This is a genomic window from Pseudomonas ficuserectae, assembly GCF_024584585.1.
GTDB classification, from domain to species: domain Bacteria; phylum Pseudomonadota; class Gammaproteobacteria; order Pseudomonadales; family Pseudomonadaceae; genus Aquipseudomonas; species Aquipseudomonas amygdali.
Genome location: NZ_CP085684.1, coordinates 770,246 through 783,618 on the forward strand (window position 1 = coordinate 770,246; position 13,373 = coordinate 783,618).

15 protein-coding genes are annotated in these 13,373 nt (G+C 60.2%); 10 read left to right on the forward strand and 5 right to left on the reverse strand.

Annotated elements, in window-relative coordinates:
• Nucleotides 1-58: 58 nt before the first annotated feature.
• The 4 genes from phnE to LJU29_RS03475 are packed head-to-tail and all read right to left on the reverse strand — an operon-like array spanning nucleotide 59 to nucleotide 3,289.
• Nucleotides 59-826 carry a phosphonate ABC transporter, permease protein PhnE gene (gene phnE, locus LJU29_RS03460; protein ID WP_257111651.1) on the reverse strand — a complete coding sequence of 256 codons (768 nt, stop codon included), beginning with the start codon at nucleotides 824-826 and terminating at the stop codon, nucleotides 59-61.
• Nucleotides 823-1,650 (reverse strand): PhnE/PtxC family ABC transporter permease, encoded by an 828-nt coding sequence (locus tag LJU29_RS03465; protein ID WP_257111652.1) that lies wholly within the window; start codon nucleotides 1,648-1,650, stop codon nucleotides 823-825. The genes phnE and LJU29_RS03465 overlap by 4 nt, the downstream gene beginning before the upstream one ends.
• Entirely contained in the window at nucleotides 1,644-2,441 is a 798-nt protein-coding gene (locus tag LJU29_RS03470) for a phosphonate ABC transporter ATP-binding protein (protein WP_257111653.1), read from the reverse strand. Before LJU29_RS03470 ends, LJU29_RS03465 begins: the two co-directional genes overlap by 7 nt.
• Nucleotides 2,438-3,289, reverse strand: a complete 852-nt coding sequence (locus tag LJU29_RS03475) for a putative selenate ABC transporter substrate-binding protein (protein WP_057434141.1) — start codon at nucleotides 3,287-3,289, stop codon at nucleotides 2,438-2,440. Before LJU29_RS03475 ends, LJU29_RS03470 begins: the two co-directional genes overlap by 4 nt.
• A 235-nt stretch (nucleotides 3,290-3,524) precedes the next feature.
• Here LJU29_RS03475 and selD point away from each other — a divergent pair, with 235 nt between their 5' ends.
• The 5 genes from selD to LJU29_RS03500 all read left to right on the forward strand — a co-directional run bounded on the left by selD (nucleotide 3,525) and on the right by LJU29_RS03500 (nucleotide 8,198).
• The gene (gene selD / locus LJU29_RS03480; RefSeq protein WP_257111654.1) at nucleotides 3,525-4,559 is read left to right on the forward strand and encodes a selenide, water dikinase SelD; all 1,035 of its coding nucleotides are present in this window, start codon (nucleotides 3,525-3,527) and stop codon (nucleotides 4,557-4,559) included.
• The gene (gene mnmH / locus LJU29_RS03485; protein ID WP_057454489.1) at nucleotides 4,559-5,659 is read left to right on the forward strand and encodes a tRNA 2-selenouridine(34) synthase MnmH; all 1,101 of its coding nucleotides are present in this window, start codon (nucleotides 4,559-4,561) and stop codon (nucleotides 5,657-5,659) included. Before selD ends, mnmH begins: the two co-directional genes overlap by 1 nt.
• A gap of 33 nt (nucleotides 5,660-5,692) precedes the next feature.
• The gene (locus LJU29_RS03490; protein ID WP_054076518.1) at nucleotides 5,693-6,457 is read left to right on the forward strand and encodes a sulfite exporter TauE/SafE family protein; all 765 of its coding nucleotides are present in this window, start codon (nucleotides 5,693-5,695) and stop codon (nucleotides 6,455-6,457) included.
• 198 nt (nucleotides 6,458-6,655) lie between these two features.
• Complete coding sequence (gene mdaB / locus LJU29_RS03495) at nucleotides 6,656-7,243, forward strand: NADPH:quinone oxidoreductase MdaB (RefSeq protein WP_005733829.1); 588 nt, start codon at nucleotides 6,656-6,658, stop codon at nucleotides 7,241-7,243.
• A 58-nt stretch (nucleotides 7,244-7,301) separates the two neighbouring features.
• A complete protein-coding gene (locus LJU29_RS03500) occupies nucleotides 7,302-8,198 on the forward strand; it encodes a LysR family transcriptional regulator (protein WP_005746377.1) in 897 nt (298 codons plus the stop codon).
• A gap of 82 nt (nucleotides 8,199-8,280) precedes the next feature.
• On the opposite strand, the gene LJU29_RS03505 is transcribed toward LJU29_RS03500, so the two are convergent.
• The gene (locus LJU29_RS03505; protein ID WP_004659642.1) at nucleotides 8,281-9,249 is read right to left on the reverse strand and encodes a polyprenyl synthetase family protein; all 969 of its coding nucleotides are present in this window, start codon (nucleotides 9,247-9,249) and stop codon (nucleotides 8,281-8,283) included.
• Nucleotides 9,250-9,488: 239 nt separating this feature from the next.
• On the opposite strand from LJU29_RS03505, the gene rplU reads away from it, so the two are divergent.
• The 5 genes from rplU (at nucleotide 9,489) to LJU29_RS03530 (ending at nucleotide 13,254) form a co-directional block, all read left to right on the forward strand.
• On the forward strand, nucleotides 9,489-9,800 hold the full coding sequence (rplU, locus tag LJU29_RS03510) for a 50S ribosomal protein L21 (protein WP_002551971.1): 312 nt from the start codon (nucleotides 9,489-9,491) through the stop codon (nucleotides 9,798-9,800).
• A gap of 32 nt (nucleotides 9,801-9,832) precedes the next feature.
• Nucleotides 9,833-10,108, forward strand: a complete 276-nt coding sequence (gene rpmA / locus LJU29_RS03515) for a 50S ribosomal protein L27 (RefSeq protein WP_002551972.1) — start codon at nucleotides 9,833-9,835, stop codon at nucleotides 10,106-10,108.
• A gap of 216 nt (nucleotides 10,109-10,324) precedes the next feature.
• Complete coding sequence (gene cgtA, locus LJU29_RS03520) at nucleotides 10,325-11,548, forward strand: Obg family GTPase CgtA (RefSeq protein WP_002551973.1); 1,224 nt, start codon at nucleotides 10,325-10,327, stop codon at nucleotides 11,546-11,548.
• A gap of 89 nt (nucleotides 11,549-11,637) precedes the next feature.
• Complete coding sequence (gene proB, locus LJU29_RS03525) at nucleotides 11,638-12,756, forward strand: glutamate 5-kinase (protein ID WP_057423385.1); 1,119 nt, start codon at nucleotides 11,638-11,640, stop codon at nucleotides 12,754-12,756.
• 27 nt (nucleotides 12,757-12,783) lie between these two features.
• Nucleotides 12,784-13,254, forward strand: a complete 471-nt coding sequence (locus LJU29_RS03530; protein ID WP_003318791.1) for a CreA family protein — start codon at nucleotides 12,784-12,786, stop codon at nucleotides 13,252-13,254.
• Nucleotides 13,255-13,373 lie beyond the last annotated feature (119 nt).

Here is a 13,373-nt window from a genome sequence, read left to right on the forward strand (position 1 = left end):
CTGATCACGCCGCGGCCCTGAGCTTCAGGGTCGTGGCGTTTTGCTTTCTGAGATCTGCTCAGTTACGCACCCAGCGCTGTCTGCTCCAGCTGCTCAACGCGTCGACGGCGAACACCAGAATCAGCATCGCCAGAATCACGGTACTGGCCTGCGCTTCCTGAAACAGGCTGAGGCTGACATACAGCATCTGCCCCAGACCGCCCGCGCCGACAAAACCCAGCACGCTGGCCATGCGAATGTTGTTCTCCCAGCGGTACAGCGTGTAGGCCAGCAACTGCGGCCACAGGTTGGGCAGGGTGCCATAGCCGAATGCCTGCCAGGCACTACCGCCTTGCAGGCGAATGGCAGCGGCGGGCTCGGGCGCGGTGTTTTCCAGCGCTTCGGCAAACAGACGGCCCAGAACGCCCGTGGTGTGCAGTGCCAGCGCCAGCGTGCCTGCATTGGGGCCGAGCCCGGCAGCCAGCACCATCAACACGGCCCACACCAGTTCCGGAATGGCACGCAGTGCATTGAGCAGCAGGCGACTCACGCTGCGCAACGGCCAGCCCAAGCGACCGGCAGCGGGCAATGCCAGCAGCAAACCTGCGATGGCAGCCAGCAAGGTGCCAAGTGCCGACATGGCCAGCGTTTCCAGAGCGCCCTGGCCGATTGCCTGCAAATGCTCACTGCTGAGGTCCGGGCTCATGAAGCGCAATGCATAACGGCCCATCTGCGTCAGGTTGTCATGACTGCCCAGGGTGAAGAGGTCGAGGCCGAGGTACATAAACGATGCGATCACTGCCTTAATCATCGCCAGCACCAGCAGCAGATTGCCTGCGCGCTTCATGTGAACTGCCTGCGCAGCAGGCGGCTGAGCTGGTCGGCGAGCAGCACCAGCAGCAGGAAGGTCAGCAGCATGCTCGCCACTTCGTCACCGGCGAACATGCGCATCGACAGGTCGATCTGCTGACCCAGTCCGCCTGCGCCGACGAAACCCATGACCACCGAAGCGCGCACGGCGCACTCCCAGCGGTACACAGTGTAGGACGTCAATTCGGCTGCCGCACTGGGCAGGATGCCGTAAGCCAGCGCGGCGAGGCGTCCGCTGCCCGATTGAAGCAGGGCGTGGGCCGGGCGTTGGTCCACCGATTCGAAAATCTCGGCGTATACCTTACCGAGCATGCCTGCGTAAGTGATGGCGATTGCCAGTACGCCCGCGGTCGGACCCAGGCCGACCGCGCGCACGAACAACAGCGCCCAGACGATTTCCGGCACGCTGCGCAGGAAGATCAACACGCCGCGTACCGGCCAGCGCAGGCATTGGCCGAGCCAGCCGGGACGCCCGCCGCGTGAGGCGGCCGACAGGGACAGCGCCTTGCTGGCGAGCAGGCTTGCCGGTACAGCCAGCAGCAGAGCAAGGGCGATGCCAGCCGTGGCGATAGCCAGCGTTTGCAATGTCGCCTCCAGCAACAGCCCGAGGAATTCTGCAGAGTGCGCCACAGGCCAGAACCCAGCGAGAAAGCTGCCCATCGTCCGCGCATTATCGGCTTGCAGCAGTACCAGCGGATTCAGTTCGGCCAGACGAATGCCCGGCCAGAGCAGGGCGACCGCCAGCAGCGTCAGCAACAGGCGTGGCGTTGCCGCCGGGTCGCGCTGATCCTGAGTCAGCATCGCGGCGTCCAGGGTGTTTCAGACACATCCGGGGCAGGCTGAGGGCTCAGTTGTTCATTGGCATACAGGGTGTCGAGATGCTGCCGGTCGACCTCGTTTGCGGCGAGGTCGAAGTGAACTTGCCCGTCGCGCACCCCGATGATTCGCGGAAAGTGCGCCAGCGCCAGCTCCACCGCATGCAGGCTGGCGACCAGCGTCACGTGGTGCTCGATGGCGTGCTGGCATAACAGCGCAAGGGTGTGATCGGCCAGACGCGGGTCCATCGCCGAAACCGGCTCGTCGGCCAGCAGCAGTTCAGGTGCCTGATACAAGGCGCGGGCGATGCCAACGCGTTGCAGCTGCCCGCCAGACAACTGCTGGCAGCGCTCGAACAGTTTGTCCGCGAGGTCCAGACGTGCCAGCACTTCGCGGGTGCCAGAAACGTCCAGTGGGTGCAGCAGGTTCAGCAGACTTTTGCCCAGCCCCCATTGACCAAGTTTGCCCGCCGACACCGCAGTGATGACCCGCTGGCGCGCGGGTAACGGCGGTGCCTGATGGATCAGCGCAATGCGGCTACGCAGGCGCTGGCGGCGTTTGCTGGAAAGCTGCCAGGGATCAGCCCCCAGCACTTCCAGTTGTCCGGCACTGGGCGGCAACGCGCTGGCCAGCAGATTGAGCAGCGTTGTCTTGCCCGCACCCGAGGGCCCGATGATCGCGACCCGCTCGCCACCAGCGATGTTCAGATCAAGACCGCGCAACGCCAGTGTGCCGTCGCTGTGGCGCAGCTCGATGCCGGACAGACGCAAGGTCATTTCAGCAGGTCGGCAGCGCGTGCGGCTTCTTCGATGCCTTTGTAGTTCTCGGGCTTGGTCTCGATGAAGCGGCTGGCAGCCTGAAGATCAAGGATTGCCTTCTGCTCCGGGTTGGCCGGGTCAAGGTCAAGGAAGGCCTGTTTGATCTTCGCCGCCAGCGCCGGGTCGAGGCTGCCGCGTACAGTCCAGTTGTAGTCGAAATACGTTGGCGTGGTTTCGAAGACGTGAACCTTGCTGGTGTCGACCTTGCCGCTGGCGACCAGTTTGTCCCACACGCTGGCGTTGAGCACGCCCGCATCGACCTTGCCCGCCTGAACCCAGGCAGCGGTTGCGTCATGCGCGCCGGAATAGGCGACGCGGCTGAAGAACGTTTCCGGCTTGATGTTTTCCTTGAGCATGAAATAACGCGGCATCAGGCTGCCGGATGTCGACGACACCGAGCCGAAGGCAAACGTCTTGCCCTTGAGGTCCGCCAGGGTTTTCACGTTCGGGTCGGAGGTGATGAATTTGCTGGTGAATTTCGCATCCTGCTCGCGTTGTACCAGCGGCACGGCGTTACCGGTCTTGAGGTTGACCTGAACGAAGGTGAAGCCGCCCAGCCAGGCCATGTCGAGCCGGTCAGTGGCCAGTGCTTCGACCACTGCCGGGTAATCGGCGACCGGAACGAACTCGACTTTCATGCCCAGTCGTTGTTCCAGATAGGCACCCAGCGGCTTGAACTTGCGCAGCAGTTCGGTGGGCGCTTCGTCGGGAATGGCCGAGACGCGCAGGGTGTCGGCAGCGTGGCTGGTCAGGGCGGAGAAGGACAGGGCAAGGCCGGCGGCGAGCGCCAGGGTACGCTTGAGCATGGAGGTTCTCCGGTTCAATAGCGGAAAAAGGATAACGTGACGCCCGCCAGCACGAGCAGGCGGCGCTTCACAGAATTCGGTGGTGATGCGCGGGGATTATAAGAGGCATGGCGAGAAAGGCCAGTTCGGCAGATTCATCGCCCGAGTGCACGATCGGCGCACGACGCGGTTTGCGCTGATAAGGGAACAGCCCCTAGACTCCACAGCCTGTTTCCCAGTAACCGAGAGTGTCGCAATGAATGAGCCAATCCGCCTGACCCAGTACAGTCATGGAGCAGGGTGTGGCTGCAAGATTTCCCCCAAGGTGCTGGACGTGATCCTCGCTGGCAGCGGCGCTCAGAACCTCGACCCCAAGCTCTGGGTTGGCAATGCTTCGCGTGATGACGCAGCGGTCTATGCGCTGGATGACGAGCGCGGCGTGGTCTCGACCACTGACTTCTTTATGCCTATCGTCGATGACCCGTTCGACTTCGGCCGTATCGCCGCGACCAATGCCATTAGTGATATCTATGCGATGGGCGGCGATCCGCTGATGGCCATCGCCATTCTCGGCTGGCCGGTCAACGTGCTGCCACCCGAGGTCGCTCGTGAAGTCATTCGCGGTGGCCGTGCAGTCTGCGACGCTGCCGGTATTCCTCTGGCGGGCGGGCACTCCATCGATGCGCCGGAGCCGATCTTCGGTCTGGCTGTAACTGGCGTGGTGCAGAAAAAGCACATGAAACGCAACGACACCGCCCAGGCGAGGTGCACGCTGTACCTGACCAAGCCATTGGGCATTGGCATTCTCACTACTGCCGAGAAAAAGTCGAAATTGCGCGATGAAGACATCGGTCTGGCGCGGGACTGGATGTGCACCTTGAACAAGCCGGGCAGTCGCTTCGGCAAGCTGGCCGGGGTGCTGGCAATGACCGATGTCACCGGCTTCGGTCTGCTCGGGCATCTGGTTGAAATGGCTGATGGTGCAGGCCTGACCGCTCGTCTGGATTACGCCGCTGTACCGCGCCTGCCCGGCGTCGAGCATTACATTGCCGAGGGCTGTGTGCCGGGCGGCACGTTGCGCAATTTTGAAAGCTATGGCGACAGGATCGCTGCGCTGAGCGAGGCCCAGCGCGACCTGCTGTGCGACCCACAGACCAGCGGCGGTCTGCTGGTCGCGGTCAGCCCTGAAGGTGAGGCGGAGTTTCTGACGGTGGCTGCCGAACTGGGCCTGCTGCTCAACCCTATCGGCACCCTGCGTGAGCGACAGACCCACGCCGTCGAGGTGTTCTGATGGCCGACAACAGCAGCGACTACCGCGCATTGTTTCTCAACGACGTGCCGATGATGGACGCTCGTGCTCCGGTGGAGTTTTCCAAGGGGGCTTTTCCTGGTGTGATCAACCTGCCGCTGATGAACGACATCGAGCGGCAGAAGGTCGGCACCTGCTACAAGCAACACGGCCAGGACGCCGCTATCCAGCTTGGGCATCAATTGGTCTGTGGTCAGGTCAAGGATGAACGCGTCAATGCGTGGGTCGAGTTCGCCAGGGCGAATCCGGATGGCTACCTGTACTGCTTTCGTGGCGGCCTGCGCTCGCAGACGGTCCAGCGCTGGCTGAAGGATGCCGGGGTCGACTACCCGCGCATCATTGGCGGCTACAAGGCGATGCGCACGTTCCTGCTGGATATCCTGCACGAGGCAGTGAGCGAATGCGAGATCGTCGTGCTCGGCGGAATGACCGGCACGGGCAAGACCGAAGTGTTGACGCAACTGCGCAACAGCCTGGACCTGGAAGGCATCGCCAATCACCGCGGCTCCAGCTTCGGCAAGCGTGCCACCGGGCAGCCGGCGCAGATCGACTTCGAGAACCGGCTGGCCATCGATTTGCTCAAGAAGCGCGCAGCCGGTATCGAACAATTCGTTGTGGAAGATGAAAGCCGTCTGGTCGGCAGTTGCAACGTGCCGCTGGAGCTTCATCAAGCAATGCAAGGCTGCCCGATGGTCTGGCTGGAAGACAGCTTCGAGAACCGCGTCGAGCGCATTCTCGACGACTATGTGATCAACCTCTGCGCAGAGTTCATCACCGTCAAGGGCGAAGAGCAGGGCTTTGGCCTGTTCGCTGAGCGTCTATTGCAGAGCCTGAACAACATTCACAAACGCTTGGGCGGCGAGCGTCATCAACGCTTGTCCGGCCTTATGCAGGCAGCGCTGGACGAGCAACAGCGCAGCGGTAAGGTTGATCTGCACAGGGGCTGGATCGAGGGCCTGCTCGGCGAATATTACGACCCGATGTACGCTTATCAGCGCGAACATAAAGCTGCGCGTATCGAATTCGCCGGCAACCAAATGGACGTGCTGGCCTATTTGCGCGAGCGGTCTGACAAACGTTAGGCCCCACTTTTTATCGACCTGGGCAGGGATGCCATGCACTCAATTCTCGACTTCTATCAAACCCTCGGCTGGGGCCTTTCGGCGCTGGTGATCGGCACTTTTCTGCTGGCCGGCACGGTCAAAGGTGTCATTGGCCTCGGCCTGCCCACTGTAGCGATGGGCTTACTGGGGCTGGCCATGCTGCCGGCGCAGGCTGCGGCGCTGCTGATCATTCCATCGACCTTCACCAACGTCTGGCAACTGGCGACGGGCGGAAACCTGCGACCGCTGATGAAGCGGCTATGGCCGATGCTGGGCATGATTCTCATCGGCACTCTGGCCGGGGCTTTCTGGCTTGGCATGAGCGGCAGTCATTCGATGACGCGAGCATTGGGCGGTGCGCTGTTTCTTTATGCATTGAGCGGGCTGTTGCTGCCGACCTTCAGGGTCGCGGCCGCCAAAGAGCGCTGGCTGGGGCCGTTGTGCGGCCTTATTACCGGGGTTGTCGCTTCGGCCACCGGCGTGTTCGTGATTCCCGTGGTGCCTTATTTGCAGGCTTTGGGGCTTGAACGCAATCAACTGGTGCAGGCGCTGGGGCTGTCCTTCACTGTTTCCACGCTGGCGTTGGCAGCGGGCTTGTCGTGGAACGGTGCGCTGGGCGGCGCAGAACTGGGCGCATCCACGTTGGCGCTGATGCCAGCCCTGTTGGGCATGCTGCTGGGGCAGTGGCTGCGTCAGCGAATCAGCGCGGCGCTGTTCAAGCGCGTGTTCTTCATCGGCATGGGGCTGTTAGGGCTGCACCTGCTGATAAAGGGTTGAGCCTGATGGGGTAAACCTGTCTTCATCCGCTCAGGCATTTTTCTCAATAGTCTTAACGCCATTCGTGACTGTGAAGCAAGAGTATTTTGCCCTTCGCTGTCTTACTCACGGGCGCACATCTCTTTACTCTCGGCTCATCCATTAATCACCTCCATCTCAGCCTCAAGACGGGCGGGGTCGGGTAGCGAGAGATCAGCCATGAAAAAAGTATTGTTCCTCAACGGCGGCAAGCAGTTCGCGCACTCCGATGGTCGTTACAACGCAACCCTGCATCAGGCTGGAGTGGCGTTCATGGACCGTGCCGGTTTTGATGTGAAGGAAACCTTCATTGACGGCGGTTACAACGTGGCCGAGGAAGTGCAGAAGTTTCTCTGGGCCGATGTCATCGTCTGGCAAATGCCTGGCTGGTGGATGGGGGCGCCGTGGACAGTGAAAAAATACATTGATGAAGTGTTCACCGAAGGGCACGGCAGCCTGTACGCCAATGACGGCCGCACCCGTTCGGATGCGTCGCAGACGTATGGCAGCGGTGGCTTGCTGCAGGGCAAGCAATACATGATTTCCGCGACCTGGAATGCGCCACAGAAAGCCTTCGATGACGCTTCTGATTTCTTCGAGGCCAAGGGCGTCGACGCGGTGTACTTCCCGTTTCACAAGGCCAACGAGTTTCTGGGTATGACCGGGCTGCCGACGTTTCTGGCAGTGGACGTGATGAAAATGCCGAATATCGAAGCGGATGTGCAGCGTTACGAGGCTCACTTGGGCAAAGTGTTTGGTGCGCAGTAAGCACAACCTTTGCACTGAACAGCGCTAATATCCTCTGAGCGTTGAGCAGGGGACAACAGTGAAAGCCAGATCTGATGAATTGCAGGTGTTTGTCTCGGTCATCGAAAGCGGTTCGATTTCCGCGGCGGCAGAGAAAATGGGCCAGACGCCCTCCGGTGTCAGCCGTACCCTGTCACGTCTGGAAGCCAAGCTTGAAACCACGCTGATCAACCGCACGACGCGGCGCATGGACCTGACCGAGGAGGGCAAGTTCTTTCTGGAACGGGCCCGCCATATTCTTGAGCAGATGGAAAGCCTGGAAGAAAGGCTCTCTTCCTCCCGGCAGACGCCCGCTGGCCGCTTGCGTATCAATGCCGCATCACCGTTCATGCTGCATTGCATCGTGCCGCATGTGGCGGAGTTTCGTCAGCGTTACCCGGATATCGAACTGGAACTCAACAGTGATGACTGGTTCATCGACCTGCTTGAGCAGAGCACCGATATTGCCATTCGAATCGGCGTGCTGCCTGACTCAACCCTGCATGCCCGCTCGCTGGGCAGTTGCCTGCTGAATATCGTCGCCAGCCCGGCTTACCTGCAACGCCACGGCTCCCCGAAAACCGCAGAAGATCTGGCGCAACACGTATTGGTGGGTTTCACACACGTGGAATCTCTCAATCAATGGCCGTTGCGCCACGCTGAGGGCGATCGCCTGTCCATCAAGCCTGCCATTTCGGCATCCAGCGGTGACACCTTGCGCCATCTGGTGCTGGAGGGCGTGGGAATCGCCTGTCTTTCCGACTTCATGACCAATGATGACCTGCGCGAGGGGCGGCTGGTCTGTCTGTTGAAGGGCGCCAACAGTGGCTATCGTCAGCCGATTCATGCCGTGTACTACCGCAATTCGCGACTTGCGTTGAGGATTCAGTGTTTTCTGGATTTCATGCAGGAGAAACTTGCTGGCTACACACACTGAAGGTGCTTGAGCGCGATGGGCGTTGTGCGCAGGTAATAAAAAAGCCCGTCACGCTGGACGGGCTTTTCGGCTGCGATGGCTGTCAGTGTGTGCGGGCGACCGCAAACTCGCTCAGCTCGACCAATGCATCCCGGTACTCGCTGGGCGGCAGGGCATCCAGACAGGCGATCGCGCGGGCGGCATAGTCACGGGCCAGTTGTGCGGTGTAGTCCAGCGCTCCAGCGCTTTCCACAGCATTGCGGATGCTTTCCAGATCTTCCAGACCACCTTTCTGGATCGCCTGACGAACCAGCGCGGCCTGCTCCGGGCTGCCTTCACGCATGGTGTAGATCAGCGGCAGGGTAGGCTTGCCTTCGGCAAGGTCGTCGCCGACGTTCTTGCCCAGGGTTTCGGCATCGCCACGGTAGTCCAGCAAGTCATCGACCAGCTGGAAAGCCACGCCCAGATGGTCGCCGAAGGTGCGCAGCGCTTCGCTCTGTACCTCTGGTGCGTTGCACAGGGCTGCGGCACTGTGAGTCGAGGCTTCGAACAGCATGGCTGTCTTGCCGCGAATCACTTCCATGTAGGTTTCTTCAGTGGTGCTGGCGTCGCGAATCTTCGACAACTGCAGCACTTCGCCTTCGGCAATGATACGGGTCGCCTTGGACAGGATTCTCATGACTTCCATCGAGCCCAGTTCGACCATCATTTCGAACGAGCGCGAATACAGGAAGTCGCCGACCAGCACGCTGGGCGCATTGCCCCACAGCGCGTTGGCGGTGGATCGGCCACGACGCATGCCGGACATGTCGACGACGTCGTCATGCAGCAGGGTTGCGGTGTGGAGGAATTCGATGGTGGCGGCCAGCAGGCGAAGGTCATCGCCTTCGCGGCCCAGCGCCTTGCCACACAGCAGTACCAGCAACGGACGCAGACGCTTGCCGCCTGCCGACGTAATGTAATCACCGATTTTTGAGACCAGCGGTACGCGCGACGTCAGTTGCTTTTTGATGATAAGGTCAACGGCACTAAAGTCGTCCGCCACCGCGCGATAGAAGGCTTGGGGTTGCATCAGCGACACGTGCTCCGGATAGGTTGCGCCGCATGCTAGGTCGCGGGGTAGAGCGTGTCAAGGTATGACGACCCGCCTCTTGCAACACACGAATGCCTTGCGTACAATCGCGCACCCTAACTTTCCTGGGCAGCACCTGCCTTACGCAATGCAAACGGGCCGTTCCAGCCCCATGCAGCCATGCCAGCCGATACTCTTCTTATAAAGAGCTGGGTGAGCAGGATTTTCGGAGAAATACCATGTACGCAGTAATTGTTACCGGTGGCAAGCAGTACAAAGTCGCCCCAGGTGAATACCTGAAAATTGAAAAACTGGAAATCGCTACTGGCGAATCCGTCACTTTCGACCGCGTTCTGCTGGTTGGCAATGGCGACGACGTCAACATCGGTGCTCCAGTTGTTGCTGGCGCTACCGTTGTGGCTGAAGTGGTTTCGCAAGGTCGTCACGATAAGGTTCGTATCATCAAGTTCCGTCGTCGTAAGCACCACATGAAGCGTATGGGCCACCGCCAGTGGTACACCGAGATCAAAATCACAGGTATTCAGGCTTAATTCAGCCTAATCCTCATTTGGAGAATTGACTCATGGCACACAAAAAAGCTGGTGGTAGTACCCGTAACGGGCGCGACTCAGAAGCCAAACGCCTTGGCGTGAAGATGTATGGCGGCCAGGCTATCATTCCTGGCAACATCATCGTGCGTCAGCGCGGTACCCAATTCCACGCTGGCTACGGCGTTGGCATGGGTAAGGATCACACCCTGTTCGCGAAAGTGGAAGGCGTGATCAAGTTTCAGGTCAAGGGCGCCTTCGGTCGCCGCTACGTGAGCATCGTTCCGAAGACTGAAGTCTCCGCAGCGTAATCACGCAGTTGCTTAAAAGCCCTGTCTTGCGACGGGGCTTTTTTGTTTGTAGAGGTAGAGAGGCAGGTGAGTCTCTTGCAAAACTGTTTGTGCGGGCTGTTGTGATGTTGACCCCTGGGGTCGCTGGTTTCTGATCGGTATCGCAACGCTCATTTTTGCAAGAGTCTTATGTAATTTATGTGGTTCTGCTCGTCCCTGTGGCGGGAGGCGTGCGTTATGAAATTTGTAGATGAAGTATCCATTCGAGTAAAAGCCGGTGACGGTGGCAACGGTTGCATGAGCTTCCGTCGCGAAAAATTCATTGAAAACGGTGGTCCGAACGGTGGTGATGGTGGTGATGGTGGCTCGATCTTCATGGTCGCCGACGTCAACCTGAATACGCTGGTCGACTACCGTTATACCCGTCACTTCGATGCCGAGCGCGGCTCCAATGGCGGCAGCGCAGACTGCACGGGTCGCAAGGGTGAGGAGCTGGTACTGCGTGTGCCGGTCGGGACCACCATCATCGACGCCACTACCCAGGAAATCATCGGTGACCTGACTAAAGACGGTCAGCGCCTGATGGTCGCCCAGGGCGGCTGGCACGGTCTGGGTAACACTCGATTCAAATCCAGTACCAACCGTGCTCCGCGTCAGACCACGCCGGGCAAGCCGGGTGATCAGCGTGATCTCAAGCTTGAGCTGAAAGTGCTGGCCGATGTTGGTTTGCTGGGCTTGCCAAACGCTGGCAAGAGCACCTTCATTCGCTCGGTATCCGCTGCCAAGCCAAAAGTCGCCGACTATCCATTTACCACGCTGGTGCCAAACCTGGGTGTTGTCAGTGTCGATCGCTGGAAGAGCTTTGTGGTGGCCGACATTCCAGGTCTGATCGAAGGTGCATCCGATGGTGCCGGTCTGGGGATTCGCTTCCTCAAGCATCTGGCGCGTACCCGCCTGCTGTTGCACCTCGTCGATATGGCGCCGCTGGATGAAAGCAGTGCTCCGGATGCCGCCGAAGTGATCGTCAACGAGCTGGAAAAATTCAGCCCGTCGCTGGCCGAGCGTGATCGCTGGCTGGTGCTGAACAAGTGTGACCAGATCCTCGAAGAGGAGCAGGAAGCGCGCAAGCAGGAGATCGTTGATCGTCTGGAGTGGACCGGCCCTGTTTACGTGATCTCTGCGATTGCCAAAGAAGGCACCGAGCAGTTGACTCGCGACATCATGCGTTACCTCGAAGAGCGCAGCCAGCGTATCGCCGAGGAGCCTGGTTATGCTGAAGAGCTGGCCGAGCTGGATCAGCGCATCGAAGACGAAGCCCGTGCTCAGTTGCAGGCGCTGGATGACCAGCGTGCACTGCGTCGCAGCGGCGTGAAGAGCGTGCATGACATTGGTGACGATGACTGGGACGAAGAAGATGTGGACGATGAAGACGGTCCGGAAATCATTTACGTCCGTGACTGATCGCTTGAAGTAAACTTGAACGCCGCTACGATTGTCAGCGGCGTTTTTGTATCCTGAATTTGAAAATCTCTGGCTAAGGTTGGAAGAAGATGCGCAGCAAAGTGACGGGCGCCCAGCGCTGGGTTGTGAAGATTGGCAGTGCCTTGCTGACCGCGGATGGCAAGGGGCTGGATCGCAACGCCATGGGTGTTTGGGTGGAGCAGATGGTGGCGCTGCATGAGGCGGGTGTCGAGCTGGTGCTGGTGTCTTCCGGGGCGGTGGCTGCCGGTATGAGCCGTCTTGGCTGGACGGCTCGACCCAGCGCCATGCATGAGCTCCAGGCTGCTGCGGCCATCGGTCAGATGGGCTTGGTGCAGGCGTGGGAATCGAGTTTTGCCGAGCACGGCCGGCATACCGCGCAAATTCTGCTGACCCATGACGACCTGTCGGACCGCAAGCGCTACCTCAATGCCCGCAGTACCCTGCGCACGCTGGTCGAGCTTGGGGTTGTGCCGGTCATCAACGAAAACGATACAGTGGTCACCGACGAAATCCGTTTTGGCGATAACGACACGCTGGCGGCGCTGGTTGCCAATCTGGTCGAGGCTGATCTGTTGGTCATCCTGACTGACCGCGACGGCATGTTCGACGCTGATCCGCGCAACAACCCGGATGCACAACTCATTCACGAAGCGCGCGCCGATGATCCGGCGCTTGATGCTGTGGCCGGTGGTACAGGTGGCGCACTGGGGCGCGGTGGTATGCAGACCAAATTGCGCGCTGCGCGTCTGGCGGCGCGTTCCGGTGCGCATACTGTCATCGTCGGTGGGCGCATCGAGCGTGTGCTGGCGCGGCTCAAGGGTGGCGAGCGTTTGGGTACATTGCTGTCTCCCGAGCGCGGCATGCTCGCGGCGCGCAAGCAGTGGCTGGCAGGGCATCTGCAGACCCGCGGTACGCTGGTGCTGGATGATGGCGCTGTTGCGGCGCTGGCCAAGGATCAGAAAAGTCTGCTGCCGGTGGGTGTCAAGCTGGTGCAGGGCAGTTTCCGGCGTGGCGAGATGGTGGTATGCGTCGCCCCGGACGGTCGCGAGATCGCTCGTGGGCTGAGCAACTACAGTGCCATCGAAGCCCAGAAAATCATTGGTCACTCTTCCGAATCCATCGTGCGTGAGCTGGGCTATATGGCCGAGCCTGAGCTGATTCATCGGGATAACCTGATCCTCGTCTGACTCGAGGCTGCAAAAAAGGACTATTTGATGCGCTTCATGAAAGGTTTGTTGGCGGCCGCGTTGCTGATGCCGGTGTTGGTCTCGGCTGAAGAGATCGGTCAGGTGTCGACGGTGTTCAAGATGGTCGGGCCAAACGACCGCATCGTGGTCGAGGCGTTTGACGATCCCAAGGTCGACGGTGTGACGTGCTATCTGTCGCGCGCCAAGACCGGTGGCGTGAGGGGTGGTCTGGGGTTGGCCGAAGACCGTGCCGAGGCGTCCATTGCCTGTCGTCAGGTCGGGCCTATCCGCTTCAAGGAAACCCTCAAGGATGGCGATGAGGTCTTCAAGGAGCGTACGTCGCTGGTCTTCAAGACCATGCAGGTGGTGCGCTTCTTCGACAAGAAGCGCAACGCGCTGGTGTACCTGGTCTATAGCGACCGGGTCATTGAGGGCAGTCCGCAGAATGCCGTGACCGCCATTCCGATCCTGCCATGGACAACCGCGCCCGCGCCTTGATGTGGCTCAGGGGTGGACGCAGAGCGTCCAGAACGGCATGCCGACGCGGAGCGTCGCACGATAGTTGAATTGCCGTTCCTCACGCTCCAGCGTGGGAATGCCTGTCGTGACGCTCTGCG

Bases quoted from the DNA above. Each gene is read 5' to 3' on its own strand.
- LJU29_RS03465 (WP_257111652.1), bottom strand. From the start codon at position 1,650: ATGCTGACTCAGGATCAGCGCGACCCGGCGGCAACGCCACGCCTGTTG.
- LJU29_RS03505 (WP_004659642.1), bottom strand. From the start codon at position 9,249: ATGCAACCCCAAGCCTTCTATCGCGCGGTGGCGGACGACTTTAGTGCC.
- LJU29_RS03475 (WP_057434141.1), bottom strand. From the start codon at position 3,289: ATGCTCAAGCGTACCCTGGCGCTCGCCGCCGGCCTTGCCCTGTCCTTC.
- cgtA (WP_002551973.1), top strand. From the start codon at position 10,325: ATGAAATTTGTAGATGAAGTATCCATTCGAGTAAAAGCCGGTGACGGT.
- mnmH (WP_057454489.1), top strand. From the start codon at position 4,559: ATGGCCGACAACAGCAGCGACTACCGCGCATTGTTTCTCAACGACGTG.
- selD (WP_257111654.1), top strand. From the start codon at position 3,525: ATGAATGAGCCAATCCGCCTGACCCAGTACAGTCATGGAGCAGGGTGT.
- proB (WP_057423385.1), top strand. From the start codon at position 11,638: ATGCGCAGCAAAGTGACGGGCGCCCAGCGCTGGGTTGTGAAGATTGGC.
- mdaB (WP_005733829.1), top strand. From the start codon at position 6,656: ATGAAAAAAGTATTGTTCCTCAACGGCGGCAAGCAGTTCGCGCACTCC.
- phnE (WP_257111651.1), bottom strand. From the start codon at position 826: ATGAAGCGCGCAGGCAATCTGCTGCTGGTGCTGGCGATGATTAAGGCA.
- LJU29_RS03530 (WP_003318791.1), top strand. From the start codon at position 12,784: ATGCGCTTCATGAAAGGTTTGTTGGCGGCCGCGTTGCTGATGCCGGTG.
- LJU29_RS03470 (WP_257111653.1), bottom strand. From the start codon at position 2,441: ATGACCTTGCGTCTGTCCGGCATCGAGCTGCGCCACAGCGACGGCACA.
- rpmA (WP_002551972.1), top strand. From the start codon at position 9,833: ATGGCACACAAAAAAGCTGGTGGTAGTACCCGTAACGGGCGCGACTCA.
- rplU (WP_002551971.1), top strand. From the start codon at position 9,489: ATGTACGCAGTAATTGTTACCGGTGGCAAGCAGTACAAAGTCGCCCCA.
- LJU29_RS03490 (WP_054076518.1), top strand. From the start codon at position 5,693: ATGCACTCAATTCTCGACTTCTATCAAACCCTCGGCTGGGGCCTTTCG.